The 15,576-nt window shown below is 43.3% G+C and carries 10 protein-coding genes; 1 reads left to right on the top strand and 9 read right to left on the bottom strand.

Annotated elements, in window-relative coordinates; genetic code table 11:
• From ACYQ5K_RS01995 to ACYQ5K_RS01955, 9 genes are all read right to left on the bottom strand, one after another.
• The gene (locus tag ACYQ5K_RS01995) at positions 1 to 1,602 is read right to left on the bottom strand and encodes a response regulator (RefSeq protein ID WP_173688307.1); all 1,602 of its coding nucleotides are present in this window, start codon (positions 1,600 to 1,602) and stop codon (positions 1 to 3) included.
• Positions 1,603 to 1,816: 214 nt separating this feature from the next.
• Positions 1,817 to 3,484 carry a peptide ABC transporter substrate-binding protein gene (locus ACYQ5K_RS01990; RefSeq protein ID WP_173688308.1) on the bottom strand — a complete coding sequence of 556 codons (1,668 nt, stop codon included), beginning with the start codon at positions 3,482 to 3,484 and terminating at the stop codon, positions 1,817 to 1,819.
• Positions 3,485 to 3,728: 244 nt separating this feature from the next.
• Complete coding sequence (locus ACYQ5K_RS01985; protein WP_173688309.1) at positions 3,729 to 4,664, bottom strand: ABC transporter ATP-binding protein; 936 nt, start codon at positions 4,662 to 4,664, stop codon at positions 3,729 to 3,731.
• Entirely contained in the window at positions 4,661 to 5,737 is a 1,077-nt protein-coding gene (locus tag ACYQ5K_RS01980; RefSeq protein ID WP_459777238.1) for an ABC transporter ATP-binding protein, read from the bottom strand. Before ACYQ5K_RS01980 ends, ACYQ5K_RS01985 begins: the two co-directional genes overlap by 4 nt.
• 11 nt (positions 5,738 to 5,748) lie before the next feature.
• The gene (gene opp3C, locus ACYQ5K_RS01975) at positions 5,749 to 6,855 is read right to left on the bottom strand and encodes an oligopeptide ABC transporter permease (protein WP_459777237.1); all 1,107 of its coding nucleotides are present in this window, start codon (positions 6,853 to 6,855) and stop codon (positions 5,749 to 5,751) included.
• Positions 6,856 to 6,864: 9 nt separating this feature from the next.
• Complete coding sequence (locus tag ACYQ5K_RS01970; protein WP_459777236.1) at positions 6,865 to 7,794, bottom strand: ABC transporter permease; 930 nt, start codon at positions 7,792 to 7,794, stop codon at positions 6,865 to 6,867.
• Between the two features lie 282 nt (positions 7,795 to 8,076).
• Positions 8,077 to 8,877 (bottom strand): GTP pyrophosphokinase, encoded by an 801-nt coding sequence (locus ACYQ5K_RS01965; RefSeq protein WP_173688312.1) that lies wholly within the window; start codon positions 8,875 to 8,877, stop codon positions 8,077 to 8,079.
• A complete protein-coding gene (locus ACYQ5K_RS01960; protein WP_173688313.1) occupies positions 8,867 to 11,650 on the bottom strand; it encodes a translation factor GTPase family protein in 2,784 nt (927 codons plus the stop codon). Before ACYQ5K_RS01960 ends, ACYQ5K_RS01965 begins: the two co-directional genes overlap by 11 nt.
• Before the next feature lie 138 nt (positions 11,651 to 11,788).
• Positions 11,789 to 13,393: an AAA-like domain-containing protein gene (locus ACYQ5K_RS01955; RefSeq protein WP_173688314.1), complete on the bottom strand. Its 1,605-nt coding sequence runs from the start codon at positions 13,391 to 13,393 to the stop codon at positions 11,789 to 11,791.
• Between the two features lie 253 nt (positions 13,394 to 13,646).
• Between ACYQ5K_RS01955 and ACYQ5K_RS01950 the strand changes: the two genes are divergently transcribed.
• Entirely contained in the window at positions 13,647 to 15,299 is a 1,653-nt protein-coding gene (locus tag ACYQ5K_RS01950; RefSeq protein ID WP_173688315.1) for a DUF885 family protein, read from the top strand.
• Positions 15,300 to 15,576 lie beyond the last annotated feature (277 nt).

Genomic DNA, 15,576 nt, shown 5'->3' with positions numbered 1-15,576 from the left:
CTAAGAATGAAGTTTTCGATACAAAACCGGTTTTACTCCTACCTGTTTTGTAAATGTCTGACTAAAATATCTGGAATCTTTATATCCTACCCGATCTCCAATCGCCGCGATCGTCTCATTGGTATTGCACAAAAGCTCTTTCGCTTTTTCCATCCTTACATTCAGCAGATAGGCACTGACATTGATCCCGGTCTCTTTTTTAAACAGCACACTGAAATAAACCGGATTCAGTCCCACGATTTCTGCAAGGTCTTCCAGAACAATTTTTTCACTGTAATGCTCTTCCATATACTTTCTTGCCTGACGGATTGGTTTTACAGATTCTGCTTCTGCCGCCTCCCTGCTTTCTTCCATAACGCCTCCAAGACAGCTTTTCAGACATTTTTTCAATCCACTGATCGTATAGCAGTGCTCACAATTGGAAAGGATCTTCTTCTTTAACCGGCCAATTTCTTCCTGCTGTATCTCCACATGATCAAAAAAGTAATTGACAATCTCTTCTGCTATGTCATAGCACTCCGAAAAATCAAATTTATCCTGTGTCATATACGCGCTGTATATCTGACTGATGCAATATTCCAGCTTTTCCATGGAATATCCTTCAATACCGGTACGGATCCATTCTTTCTGTTCTTCCGACAAAATTTCTTCTCTTCCCAGTTTCCGCGGAATCGTATCTGCATAAATTGTCCTGCCAACGCCTTGTTTGATTCGATTTCCAACTGCCCGGTGTGCTTCTTTTATCGAAAAACGGATCTCTGCAAATTCTTTCCTTTCCGTTCCGACTCCGATTGTCACTTCATACTGTTCAAATCCCATCAGATAATCCTTGATTTCTGCAAGAATATTGTTGATGCTGTTCTTTATCGCCTTTGAATTATTAAAATCATAATTGAACAGACAATAGATATGTAAATTTTCTTTCTCGCAGATTAAGACTTCTTCCGCTTCTGTTTTGAGAATTCCTTCTACGATTTCTTCCACTCTGGATATGGTAAGCTTGTCCTGCTTTTTATCTTTCCTGTTGTAATCCACATAGTCCAGCTTGATATCAATTCCCCGGTAAATCTCCCCCTGAAATTCTACACGGTCATCTACTTCTTCCGGTTCTTCTGTTTCTATGATATTTTTCAGAAAATCTCTTTTTATGATATGTCTGCTCTCAGATACCGTTTCCTTAAATGCTTTTTGTTCCGTCTCTGCTTCCCACTGCTCATTTAATTTTTCTGAAATTTTCCCCATAACATGATTCAGTTCTTCTTCATTGATCGGCTTAAGCAGATAATCCTCGACACCATATTGCAGTGCCTGCTGTGCATACTCGAATTCTTTATATCCACTGATCACAATAAACTTCACATCCCTGTGATGTTCTCTTGTCATCCTGATCAGATCCAGTCCACTGATCTTCGGCATACGAATGTCCGTCAGAACGATATCCGGACACCTGTCACTTTGTATAATCTCGAACGCTTTTTCTCCATTATCGACTACATCTACACACTCCAGATTAAATTCATCCCAATGAATCAATTTGTTTATAAGAGTTCCTATCCTAAGTTCATCATCCACAATTAATACATGCCATTTTTTCTTCTGCATTAACGTACTCTCTCCTCTCTCGATAATAGTCGGCATTTTTATTATAGATGTTAAAAAAATTTCTCGCAACTGAAAAATTTGTAACATACTGTTCTACGAATGGTACAATATCAAAAAATTGCCAGCAATTTTTACATTGCTGGCAAAATATACTATTTTTCTATTTTCTCTTCCCGAAGTTCCCTCAGAATTTCTTACTGCAAATAAGAACCTTCTATTTCTTCTCCGCATACTTAAATGAATAGTTCGATCCTGTACTGTAGAAATAAATTCCACTGACATTCGGACTGATCATCCGGGCAATTGACTGCTGATAGATTGGGAATACCACACAGTCATCTGCAAGCATCTTCTCGCAGTCAACCAGCGCATTCCATCTTGCTTCTGTATCCAGGGCAAGCTCACCATATTTTGCTGAGTCGATCGTATCATCATATTCTGTATTGCTGTAACGACCATAGTTGGTTGAGCTTCCTGTGATGAAGCAGTCAAGATCTGTCATCGGGTCTGCGTAGTCTGGTCCCCATCTTGTAAGACCAAGCTGGTAGTTTCCGTTCTGCATATCTTCCAGACGTGCTTTCTTCGGTTCAACCTTGATTGATACGGTAAGTCCTTCCAGGTTTGTCTGCCATTCATTCTGCAGGAACTGTGCCACCTGCTGTGCAGAGTCACTGTCTTCTGTTACAAGCTCCAGTTCAAGAGAATCGATTCCCAGTTCAGAAAGTCCCTTGCTCCAGTATTCTTTTGCAGCATCTACATCATAGGTCCAGTTATCATAGGTTCCTGCCTGTTTACGGAATTCTGTACCATCCGGACTTACTGCAAGATTTTCTGCCACAATGTAATCAGCCGGTGTAGAGCCGTCTTTCAGAAGAGTATCTGTAACTGCCTCTTTATCAAAAGATTTTGCAAGAGCCAGACGGATATTTTCATTTGCAAGCTCTTTTACTTCTGTGTTCGGAGAAATATACCACATATATCCATCCTGGGAAGTGCTGAAGTTTTCATCATCCTGATACTGTTCGATCAGATCTCCGGTCAGGGTTACTACATCCAGATCTCCTGATTCATAAGACATTGCTGCTGTCTGGTTATCCAGGATAACCTGCCATTCTACACCGTCTAATTTTACATCACCTGCATCATAATAATCATCATTTTTCTCTGCCTTGATCGTCATTGCAGATGGTTCGTAATCTGTGATCTTAAATGCACCATTGCAGAGGATCGTATCTGCTGATGTTGCAAAATTATCTCCTGCTTCCTGTGCAAAATCACGTTTTACAGGTAAGAAGCTCGGGAAAGTCATCAGACTTTCAAACACGGCACAAGGGGAAGAAAGTGTAACCTTCAGAGTTTTGTCATCCACTGCCTCTACACCAAGATCTGTCACTGGTTTATTTCCTGCCACAATATCATCCGCATTCAGAAGACACGCCGTCTGTACAAAGAACTGATACTCACTTCCTGTATTCGGATCTGCCAGTGTCTGCCATGCATATACGAAATCATCTGCTGTCACATCGGATCCATCGGACCATTTTGCATCATCACGAAGCTTAAATGTATAAGTAAGTCCATCATCTGACTTATCTACACTTTCCGCTGCCGCAAGAATTGCATTTCCGTCTTCATCTTTGGTATAAAGACCTTCCATACACTGCGCCAGTACTGAAAATGAGGTTCCGTCATTTGCAAGCTGTGGGTTCAGCGAATCAATTGCTACACCGATCTGATAATGCAACGTATTATCTGACGCGCTTTTCTTTTCGGTACTATCTGTTTTTTCTTCGGTTTTCGAGCTGCCACCGCATCCGGCAAGTGCAGTTATACACAGGGATGCGGTCACAGCCATTGCTGCTGCTTTTTTCCAGTTTTTCATAATCCTACCTCCAAAAATATATTTATCGAAACTCTCTTATCTGTAAAAAGAATGTGCCAAGGCACATTCTCGCGCCGAGCACGTTGCTGAGCGCCAGTGACGCTCGTTAAGCAACGACCGAAGCGGAGCGTAGACCGCTTGCGACATTCTTCATCTTCGTGCGAGTGCGCATCTCCGGCACGCAGTGCCTTTTGTTTCATAGGAAGTTCCTTTGGAATTTCCTATGGAATAAGAAAGTCTGATATCAGTGTAATACCCAGGAATCGAATTCCTCTTCTGTAGAACGTACAAAATGTGTACCTTCTACTTTTCTTAAGATTCCTTTGTTATAATCAATTCCACTGGTTTCATAATCGTAATGCAGTGATGTCCGGTTCTTTTCCACACACGGGTTTGGCTGCGGAATAGCGGAAATCAGGCTCTTCGTGTACGGATGTACCGGATTTTCAAAGATCTCCTCTGTTGTTCCGGTTTCTACCAGATGTCCCAGATGAAGCACCCCGATCCTGTCCGAAATATATTTCACCATGGAAAGGTCATGTGCAATAAACAAATAAGCTGTCTGTGTCTCCTGCTGGATATCTTTCATCAGATTTACCACCTGTGCCTGGATCGACACATCAAGTGCCGAGATACATTCATCCGCAATGATCAGTTTCGGATTCATCACCAGCGCTCTTGCGATCCCGACTCTCTGTCTTTGTCCTCCGGAAAACTGATGCGGATATCTTGTTGCATGCTCCGGGGTAAGTCCAACCTTTTCCAGTATTTCTGCAATTTTATCATTTCTGTCGTCAAAGCTTTTATACATATGATGGATGTCCAGCCCCTGTCCGATGATATCCGATACTTTTTTTCTCGGATTCAGACATTCCATCGGATCCTGGAAGATCATCTGCATATCTACTCTTAATTTTTTCTCATCCGCTTTAGAAAGTTTTCCTGAGCAATCCATGCCCTCAAATGTAATTTTTCCATCTGTCGGCTTATAAAGCCGGATGCAGGATCTCCCGATCGTTGATTTTCCGGATCCGGATTCACCGACAAGACCATAAGTTTCTCCCGGATAAATCTCAAAGCTTACGTCATCGACTGCCTTTACGGTAAACTTTTTATTTACTTTAAAATACTGTTTCAGCCCTTCTACTTTCAGGAGTGGCTCTCTTTTTGTCTCTGTCATACTGCCGCTTCCTCCTTCATCCGGATGATCCTTTTCTTCAGTTCCTCCGGCATTTCTACCTTCGGTGCAAGCGGATGCAAAAGCCATGTCGCCGCGAAATGGGAATCACTGATTTTGAACATTGGCGGTTCTACCCTTGAATCAATCTTGAGCGCATATTTATTTCGCGGTGCAAATGCATCTCCGCACACCGGTTTCTGCAGATTCGGCGGACTTCCCGGTATGGTAAAAAGTCTGCTGTCTGCTGTATTAAGATCCGGCATTGCTGATAAAAGTCCCCAGGTATACGGGTGCTTCGGATCATAAAATATTTCATCGATGCTTCCCTTTTCCACGATTTTTCCCGCGTACATAACGTTGACATAATCTGCAACCTTTGCAACAACTCCCAGATCATGGGTAATATAAATAACAGAAATTCCGGTCTTTTTCTGGATATTTCGGATCAGCTCCAGGATCTTTGCCTGGATCGTCACATCCAGCGCTGTTGTCGGTTCATCACAGATCAGCAGCTCCGGGTTACAGGCAAGTGCGATCGCTATCACCACTCTCTGGCGCATTCCACCGGAAAGCTGGTGTGGATAATTCTTCATCCGCTTCTCGGCATCGGTAATTCCAACCAGCTCCAGAAGCTTCACTGCTTTTTTATAAGCTTCCTCTTTCGGTGTCTTATAATGCCAGATCATTCCCTCCATGATCTGCTTTCCGATCGTCATCAGCGGATTTAACGAGGTCATCGGATCCTGGAATACCATCGCAATTCTTTTTCCGTTGATATGTTCACGGATTTCTTTCTTCTGCATTTTCAAAATGTCACAGCTGACCTTTTCTCCGTCTTCTCTTGTATAAGTAAATTTGATCGATCCACTGTTTACCTGTCCGTTTTTTGTCAGAATCCCCATCGCCGCTTTTGCTGTTACCGACTTTCCTGAACCTGATTCTCCGACGATCGCAACTGTCTCCCCCCTGTAGAGATCTAAATTTACGCCACGGATGGCATTGACATTTCCTGCTGTTGTTTTAAATGATATGGAGAGATCACGAACCTCCAGTATTTTTTCACGTTCTGCCATTTTCATCCCTCCTACATTTCTTTCATTTTCGGATCCAGCGCTTCTCTGAGTCCGTCTGCCAAGAGTGTGAAGCTGAGCATCAGAAGCGACATAACAACCAGTGGGAACACAATCTGATATGGATGCGTTGTAAAATTCTTATATCCGTCTGAGATCATGGTTCCAAGAGATGCAAGCGGGCTCGGAACACCCAGTCCGATAAATGCCAGAAACGCTTCTGTAAAAATCGCATGTGGAATGGAAAACATGGTCTGTGTGATGACCGGTCCGAAAATATTCGGAAAGATTTCACTGAAAATAATTCGGAAACTGCCTGCTCCGAGTGTTCTTGATGCAAGTACAAATTCCCGTTCCTTCAGCTTCAGCATCTCTGCTCTTGCAATCCTGCTCATTCCGATCCATCCGGTAACGATGAGCGCCACCGTGATCGAAGTAAGTCCGGGACTGAGTACCAGCATCATCAGCGTAACAACCACCAGAGTCGGTATACTGTTCACTATTTCCACGATCCTCTGCATGACCATATCGACTTTTCCGCCGAAATATCCGGAGATCAGTCCATAGCTGAGTCCGAAGAGCATATCCACCAGTACCGCAACGACTGCGATATACAAGCTGATTCTGGTTCCGGTCCATGTTCTTGTCCAGATGTCACGTCCAAGTGAATCACTTCCGAACCAGTAATACACATCCGTCTTTTTATTGCTTATGTATTTGTTGATCTTCTTTGCCACACCGGAAGCCTTAACCGTCTCGCTTCCATCCAGGATTCCGAGTTTCTCAAGTCCCGGAACTCTTGGTGCAAGATTCTGATTCTTAATATCCTGCGTTGCGTATGTGTACGGTGTCATGTTCGGTCCGACGATTGCCAAAAGGATAATCAGCAGGATACAAAAGAAACTGATTACAGCACCTTTGTTCTTCTTGAATCTCATATAAGCATCCTTCCAGAAGCTCTGACTTGCAAAGTTTGTATCAATCAGATCTTCGTCCATATGCTGAAATTCAAAATCATCTTCCTGAAACCGGATTCCTTTTAAATATTCTTCCACATCGGTAACCGGTACTGCCACCGATGCGGCTTCTGTCATCTGTACTTTTTTCTTTTTCAACATCATAGCCGCCTCCTATTCCTTCGCAAGTCTGATTCTCGGATCGATCACACCGTAAAGGATATCGACTGCAAGCATCAGAACGATATACATCACACTGTAAATAAATGCAATGGTTATCGTCACGTTATAATCATTCGACTGAATCGCTGTTACCATCAGACTTCCGATTCCCGGTATGGAGAAAATCTTTTCGATTACCAGAGAGCCAATCATCAGATCGACAACCAGTGGCGCAAGAACGGTGATGATCGGAATCAGTGCATTTCGAAGCGCGTGTCTTACGATCAGCGGTCTTCCTGTAATTCCTTTGCTTTCTGCCAGAAGCATGTAGTCGCTGTCCAGAACTTCCAGAAGCTCTGTTCTGGTGAATCTGGCAACCGTTGCAATGGAAAACATTGCCAGTGCAATTGTTGGCATTACCGATGAGGCAAATGCTTCTGCCGAATCATATAAAAGTGGAAAAATATTTGCCCGGTATCCCAGAAAATACGCCATTGCAAGAGCAAATACATAAGAGGGAAGGCTGACTCCTAAAACGGAAATAACGGTACAAACAGAATCAATCCAGGTTCCGCTTTTCAGCGCTGCCACTATCCCAAGCAAAATTCCTAAAATTGCTCCAAATACAACCGCCTGTCCGCCAATCCGGAAACTGACCGGAAGTCTTGTGTTCAGGAGCTTGGAAATATCTGTATTTTTTGAAATACTGTAAGATACTCCGAAATCACCTTTCACAACATTTTTTACATAATTTACAAACTGTACAACGATCGGCTGATCCAGTCCGTATTTCTGATTCAGCACCTGTACCTGAGCCTCTGACAGCTTTTCATCATTGAACGGTGAACCTGGCATGAACTGCAGCATGCAAAAGAGCAGCAAAAGAATAATCAGGATGGTAACGATTGAAACAAACATTCTTTTCGCAATATACTTTTTCACGAAAATCCCTCCCTATTTGTATTTTTAGAAAAGGTAAAATGAAAAAAAGCATAACCGCAATTTTCTGCAGCTATGCCTCTTTGCATTTGACCTTTCTGTTTTTATATACTTTGAAATGCAATTTCCCAGTATATAAAACAAACGGAACATAACTTTTTGTTATGCCCCGTCGCATTTAATATGGGTGTAATTATAATTAGACAAGTTTTATTTGTCAAACTAATTTTGCAACACTTTATTTTCTTTTGTTTTGAACGTCTTTTGCTTTTTATTTTTAATTTTTTATAAGAGATCCTTTATTTTTTTATCCGGTTCTTCTTCTCTGAGTTTTTTCATCTTCCTGAAATACGAACTCATCTCATCTGCCATCCCCGAAAGCCGGTTCAGCAGTCCGGAAAACTCCGTCAGCATCTCATCATCCTTATAGTACGGATACACAATATCATGGTCGATCTCGCTCCATCCTTCTTCAAAAAGCGTTCTGCCCTGGATTTCCAGATAGTATCCGTGATACTTGATGATATAATGCAGTGAACGGTAATACCCGCCTGTCCGCACTTCAATCTGCGTACTGTCATAAATCCTCGTATCCCCGGAACGCTTGTATACTTTTGGACGTTCTGCGATATAGAAGTGCTCCGGATCCTCATCAAAGTCCCGCAGCCTGTCCTCTATATAATTTTTCGGATCATTTTCAAACATCGAAGTGATGAACTTATGAAAATGGATCCAGTCTTCCCGGTAAAGGAAGAAAACCCTGATACCAATCAAATCTGTGATGTATTTGTGGTAATTCGATTTGTTGATATGTTCAAATTTTGCATAATTTTCTTTCCGCTTCCGGATGATCTTTTCCAGAAGGTGCATTGGATTCTTGGTCCTGTAACGATAGGAATGGATCCCTGCCCGCTCAATATCATAGATATATTCATCTACAAATTCTTTTCCCAGATGACGGAACAATTTCGTTTTTGACATATAATCTTCATAGATCTCTGTCAGCTCCTCCCAGGAAATCCGGGCAGCCGTAAGGTCATCCTCTGTCAGATTACAGGTTTTCAGAAATTCCTCTTTATTGATCATTTGCTCTCTCACCCAATTCTTTCCGGCCCATGCGGACCTCTTCCATATGACCGGCAAGCTCCCTGTCCATATGATCGAACAGATAATTTTTCGCACTCTCTTTGTGAAGCTCCCATTCTTCCCGAATCTGCCGGTTCACGATCTTCACCTCTTCCAGGAACTCCCGGGAAGATATGATCGTACCTCCCTGTCCCTGTGTAATCACCTGCTCCACACCATCTGATGTAACTACCGTCACATGATACTTTCTTCCGACCTCATGTACTACCTTTTCAATGTACATATCCGCCGTCTCAGCTTCTTTTGTATACACAACATGAATGTTATGGTATTTGAAAATTTCCATTGCTTCGCCTTCAACCTTGTAGGCATCAAATACCAGGATCAGAGGATAGTTCTTAAACCCCTGATAATTGCAAAGCACATCCATCAGTTTATTTCTTGCTGCTTCAATATTCTCTTTTGCCAGTTCTTTCAGATCATCCCATGCGAAAATAACATTATAACCATCTACCAGCAAATATTCCTGTACGCCTTCTTCATCTTTCTTTGCTTTTGGCGTTTTCCCTGCAGTCACAGTCTTTGGAAGACGATCAGCTTTTCGCTCTACCCGTCCATAAGTCCGGATAAAAATCTCTTCCAGCTCCCTGTCTTCTCTGGCATTACGCGCATAATGCCTGCCGCCTCTGGCTGCTGCTTCTGCTGATCCGCTTTTCTCCTTGCGTAAATTTACCGGTACAGTCTCATCCAGACTTTTTTCTGTCTCTCCTGCCAGCCTTTTCCGCTCTTCCAGGATCTTCGGAAGCTGTGCCTCAATATGCATATGTTCCGGCACTTCCTGCCACGGTACATTATATCCTGCTCCATGAGCACAGAATACAGAGCCCGTCGGATTCTCCACATCCCGCTCCGGATCGTAACCAATCGCCTCTACAACTTCGTCCTGATTATGGCATGGAAAATATCCCTTCAGCGTACAGAACAGTTTCCCTCTTCCTCTGCTGTATGTGGTTACTTCTCTCTGATAATCCTGCATTTCAGACACCGGTGCACTTCCGGTGATCACTGCCATATCATCTTCCGTCTCCGGTCCGTCAAATTCTCCATTCATCCGCTGAATATCCGTAAGTGCACGGCCTGTCATCTCTGACGGAATTTCCAGACGAAACGCATAATACGGTTCAAGCAGTACATTCTCCGCCTGCATCAGTCCCTGGCGGATCGCACGGTACACCGCCTGGCGGAAGTCTCCGCCCTCTGTATGCTTCAGATGTGCACGTCCACTGGCAAGTGTGATCTTCACATCAGTAAGGACCGATCCTGTCAGAACTCCCCGGTGCTCTCTTTCCAGCACATGCGTCAGGATCAGTCGCTGCCAGTTCTTGTCCAGCACATCCTCACTGCAGATCGTATCGATCGAGATTCCACTTCCCGGCTCTCCCGGTTCCAGTATCAGATGCACTTCCGCATAATGACGCAACGGCTCAAAATGCCCTACTCCTTCAACTGTATTTTTAATCGTTTCTTTGTAAACAATATTTCCACTTCCAAAGGAAATATCCACGTCAAACCGTTCTTTTACAAGGCTTTGCAGAATCTCCGTCTGCACTTCGCCCATCAGCTGGACCTGGATTTCTCCTGCCTCTTCATTCCAGACCACGCGGAGCATCGGATCTTCTTCCTCCAGTTGTCTGAAATTCTGCAGCATCCGGTGCACATCACAGCCTTCCGGCAGCTCCACCCGGTAATTCAGAACCGGCTCCAGTATCGGTGCCGACGAACTTTGCTGCATCCCAAGCCCCTGTCCCGGATAAGTCCGGGTAAGTCCTGTCACAGCACAGATACAGCCTTTTTCTGCTTCCTGCACCATCTCGTACTTATCCCCGGAATAAATCCGGATCTGGTTGACTTTCTCCTCCAGAGGTTCTTCCTCCGCCATATATTCCAGGATCTCTTTGACCTTCAGTACTCCGTTTGTGATCTTCATATGTGTCAGACGGCTGCCCTGTGGATCTCTGGATATCTTATATACCTTCGCTCCAAAAGCTTCTTCAGCATGCGTCCCGCTTACCGGTCCGTCCATGTATTTTTCCAGTCCGTCCAATAATTCCTGCACACCTTCCAGCTTCAGTGCTGAACCGAAATAGCATGGAAATACCTTTCGTTCCCGGATCAGCGTCTGAATCTGGCTCGCCGTGATCTCTCCATTTTCCAGATAGCTTTCCATTACCGTCTCGTCGCACATAGACAGCTCTTCCAGAAATTCTTCACCAACTTCTGTAAAATCCACACACTCTCCGCTGAGCTTCCGCTTTAATTCAACAAGTCTGTCCTGTCTGTCCGTACCGTCCTGATCCATCTTATTTATGAAAATAAAGGTCGGGACCTGATATCTTGCAAGAAGATTCCACAGGGTTCGTGTATGCCCCTGCACACCGTCCGCTCCGCTGACAACCAGAATTGCATAATCAAGAACCTGCAGGGTACGCTCCATTTCTGCTGAAAAGTCCACATGCCCCGGTGTATCAAGAAGAGTCACCTGCTTGTCTCCAAGTGCAAAATTCGCCTGCTTGGAAAAAATGGTAATCCCCCTGCTTCTCTCCAGCGTATACGTGTCCAGAAACGCATCTCCGTGGTCAACTCTTCCAAGCTTCCTGATCTGACCGGTAAGATAAAGGATTCCTTCCGAAAGCGTCGTCTTTCCGGCATCCACATGCGCCAGGATCCCGACAGATATATATTGTTTTGGCTTATTTTCAGATGTTGCTGCCATCGAAAAAATGCCCCTTTCTGCTCATAATAATCTCTTGATTATCATATCACAGAAAGGGACATAAGTCGACACGCGAATCTTTTTATCTGTCCTGCTTTTCATATTATTGGTTCTCAGGTAATCTGTAATCAACAGCTTTTATACAACGGCTTCTATAATTTTTTTATCTCCGAGAACAATTTCATGAACTCCTGTCTCTTTATTCTTATTGAAATTGAAACTAAGCAGATATCCTGTCGAAGTATGATAAGCATCCAGATATTCAACCAATTGCTTTTCACCCCGTTCATTATATTCTTTCCCACGCCATATTTTCATTTCAATAACATACTGTTCGCCCAGATAATCCACGATCACATCTGTTCTTTTCTGTCCTCGTGTTCTGGCTTCAATATAATAATTGCCTGTGCCATTGATGATCGGCCGCAGATATAACAGAAAATATTTTCTTCCTTCTTCTTCAACAAAAGTCTGCTCCCGCTCTCCATACAGATCATTAAAATGAACTACAAATCTTTCTAATATAAGCCTCATATTCAGGCGTCCATCCATAATAAACTGGTTCTTATCCAGAAGTGCTGCCGAATAAATCTTTTTACTCTGCATTTCTGATGTTGACAGATACAGATTATACAGCCAGGTCTCAAACAGACGGTTTGCAATCGCCATTACACCATTCTGATTTTTCACAAACCCAAACATCGTTGCAATGCTGATCGACGGCTCATAATAATTATATGCAATTGCTTTCCCCGTAAAAAGCAGAGTATAAAGCATTTCATTTAATTCAGGATAACTGGATAGCTTTTCACTCAGCGATTCAAATAATGTGTTTTTTTCTGCCAGAAGCAGTTTCACTGCTTCGTGAAATCCGGCATCTGTCCAGGCAGCCGTCTTCGAGCCATATTTTTCTTCTGTACTGATGTCTTCATCCATCAACTGGCATATTCTTGAAACCAGAAACGGATAACCGGATGTATAAGCATAAATTGCCTTTGCCATCTTTTCAATATTCATACCTGTTTGATGATCTTTTTCATAAGCTTCCAGCATTCCTGCGATTTCGTTTTCAGAAAAACTCATATCTACCTTGAAATCCGCTGCAATATTCCACGGGCTGTTATATTTGTGCTCTTCGTCCGGACGTATCTTATGACGCAGATTTTTGATATCGTAAACTCCTGCCAGAATCACAGACTGGAATGTTTTCTGCTGAAAACGGTTGATATACTGTGCACGAAGCTGCCCCAGGAAATCAAGAAATACCTGATTATTGGATGCGCTGTCTACCTCGTCAATCATCAGAACAATCGGTTTTTCAGAGGCCTCACAGATATCTCCAAGTTCTTCAAACAGAGGTTTTAATGTGAAATATCCCGCTCTTCCATTTACACTTTTTTCAAGCATTTCTACTGCCTGTTTTAACGGAATCTCCATACCTGATACATACTTCTTAAACTGTCTGAGAAAAGTATTTGCAAAAGACAGCGCAAAAATATTTTCCGTTGCAAAATCAGCACTTCCAAATGTCTGAAAATCCATCATTATGACATCATATTCTTTTTCAAGCATTTTTTTCAGTGCCAACAGCGTTGTCGTCTTTCCATACTGTCTGGCTCTGTTGATCGTAAAATATTTCCCTTCATCTACCAGTGCTTTAATCTGATTCAGGCGTTCAGTGATATCTACCATATAATGTTTTTCCGGAATACATACAGCTGTTGTATTAAATACTTTCCCCATATTTTTGCCTGCCTCCTGTTCGGAACATTATTATCCTTATTTTAGCACGAGTTTTCCGGAAAGTATACGCTCTTTCCCGGAAACTCTTCATTTTCCAAGTGAAATATTTTTTACTTTCTCTCACGCAAAAGCTGTTCAATTTTTGAAATAAAAAGATCAAATACAACGTCATTTTTTTCACTTTTCATTTGACATTTTCTGCGGTAAGATACAATCAGAACAAATTTCTAAAAAAGGAGAGCGCTATTTACTTATGAAAAATACTGACTTAACCAATACTTACCGCGAACTTGACAGAGAACTTGCCATTTTGCATGACCAACTCGAAAGCCACCGTTCTTTTGAAAAGATCCTTTTTCTCCCGACTCCCGAAAAGATCAGGTCGGTCCGTGAAAAATGGAACGATTTAAAAACACAGGTTGAAAACCTGGATGCACCGGACAATGTCTATCGTCTGGTGAAGCATCATCTGAAAGACTTCCTGGATTCTCTTAAATTTACCATCGAAGAAAAAGAACACAGTCCGGAAGCACCTCTCCTGGATTTTGTCTATTATCTTCAGGAAGTCGCTCGCTGTGACAGACGTTCTAATGAAGTACGTCTCGATGTCCTAACCAGAAAATTACAGGCATTCCATGAAAATCAGGATTTGATCCTTAATCTGATCCACACACAATACGGCGAAAATGAAGCTTCCCTTTCTTCTGCCTTCGCCCGCGCAAGGCTGGATATGCAGCGCGACCAGAAACTGTTAAATGAATATTTCCCGGATTTCGCAGAAGAACAGATTGCGTCTTTATCTCAGTCCTTCCAGATTTTTATCGATCAGCTTCAGGAAATGGCAGATTTACTCGGTTCTGACTGCCAGTCTGACTCTGAAGAATTGTTAAAGGATGATCTCTCAAAGACCATCAAGATGGATCCGGAAGCTTACCGCAGCCTTCTGAAAAACCGTCTTGGTGTATCTCTCGACGAACTGCTTGCATGGCATAAAGAAGAAATTGAAAAGACCCGTGCTGAAGTCTTCGAAATCGCCTCCAAATTAGATCTTCCGGAAGGAACTCCTAAGACAATGAAAGAAGTCAGCGATGTGCTTTTCCGTTATGCCGGTCCTTGTGACAGTGCCGAGGAAATGTATACACGTGCCAGAAATTATCTGAAACGTACCCGCGCTGTCGCTCATGAATATGTACGTCTTCCGGAAGATGAAACCTGTCTGTGCGTTCCGCTTCCGCCTTGCTATAAGGATTCTTACCCTTGGGGCGGTTATGAGGGTGGTGATTTCCGTGTCAAACCGCTCCGCGGCCAGATGTTCCTGAATCAGTATAATTATCAGAACATTACTGATGGCTGGATCAAGATGAATACCATGCACGAAACTTATCCGGGACACCATGTCCAGTTTATCCGTGCAGCGATCGATCCAATACCGGAAACTGTAAAAATAGGAGCCAAAAGTGTACCTCTGGAAGAGGGAACCTGTATCCGGACTGAACGTGCATTTACCTTTATCTTTGCGGAAGACCCGTTCTTCCCTCTGTTCGTTGCATTCCGCCGTCATCATGCCTCTGTCCGTATCCTGGTTGACCTGCAGCTGTATTATTTTGGAGCGACACTGGAGGATGCTGTTAAAATCTACGAAGAAGAGCTGGGCTTTGACCGCGTAACTGCCCGCGCCCAGGTACAGGCACACCAGAATGCGCCTGGATATTTCACCTGCTATTATTATGGAATGAAGAAAATCTGCGACTGGGAAAAACAGTATGGCTATACAAAATGGGATTACACGGAACTGCTGTTCTCAGCTGGGCGGATCAGTATGGAAAGCCTGGAGATGCTGGTTAAGATGACCAAAGAAGAGCAGGGACGCTTCTTTACGGAGTTTCGGAGCTTGCTGATGGAATAATAATATAGGGGAGTTGTTTGTAAAGGGGACGAAAACCCGGAGCCACCCACCTATCCTGTCAGATTCCCACGCACTGGACATTTCGATGAGCCTCTGAAAACGTATATTGTGTCAGCAACGGCTTCCACAATATACTGAGTCTCATCTCCATAGTGCTCAAGGGAATCTGACAGGATAGGTGGGTGGCTCCGGGTTTTCTGGTACTGGTGCAACTCAAGATAATTGCATATTAGAGACATCAGCTCGCTGCGCATGACTGATGGTGATTTGTTTGTCC

Source organism: Allocoprococcus similis, assembly GCF_054660775.1.
Note: the sequence above shows the minus strand (reverse complement) of the source record. Positions and strands in the feature narration are given on the sequence as shown.

Coding starts and splice junctions, on each gene's coding strand:
- ACYQ5K_RS01995 (WP_173688307.1), bottom strand. CDS start 1,602: ATGCAGAAGAAAAAATGGCATGTATTAATTGTGGATGATGAACTTAGG.
- ACYQ5K_RS01990 (WP_173688308.1), bottom strand. CDS start 3,484: ATGAAAAACTGGAAAAAAGCAGCAGCAATGGCTGTGACCGCATCCCTG.
- ACYQ5K_RS01985 (WP_173688309.1), bottom strand. CDS start 4,664: ATGACAGAGACAAAAAGAGAGCCACTCCTGAAAGTAGAAGGGCTGAAA.
- ACYQ5K_RS01980 (WP_459777238.1), bottom strand. CDS start 5,737: ATGGCAGAACGTGAAAAAATACTGGAGGTTCGTGATCTCTCCATATCA.
- opp3C (WP_459777237.1), bottom strand. CDS start 6,855: ATGATGTTGAAAAAGAAAAAAGTACAGATGACAGAAGCCGCATCGGTG.
- ACYQ5K_RS01965 (WP_173688312.1), bottom strand. CDS start 8,877: ATGATCAATAAAGAGGAATTTCTGAAAACCTGTAATCTGACAGAGGAT.
- ACYQ5K_RS01960 (WP_173688313.1), bottom strand. CDS start 11,650: ATGGCAGCAACATCTGAAAATAAGCCAAAACAATATATATCTGTCGGG.
- ACYQ5K_RS01955 (WP_173688314.1), bottom strand. CDS start 13,393: ATGGGGAAAGTATTTAATACAACAGCTGTATGTATTCCGGAAAAACAT.
- ACYQ5K_RS01950 (WP_173688315.1), top strand. CDS start 13,647: ATGAAAAATACTGACTTAACCAATACTTACCGCGAACTTGACAGAGAA.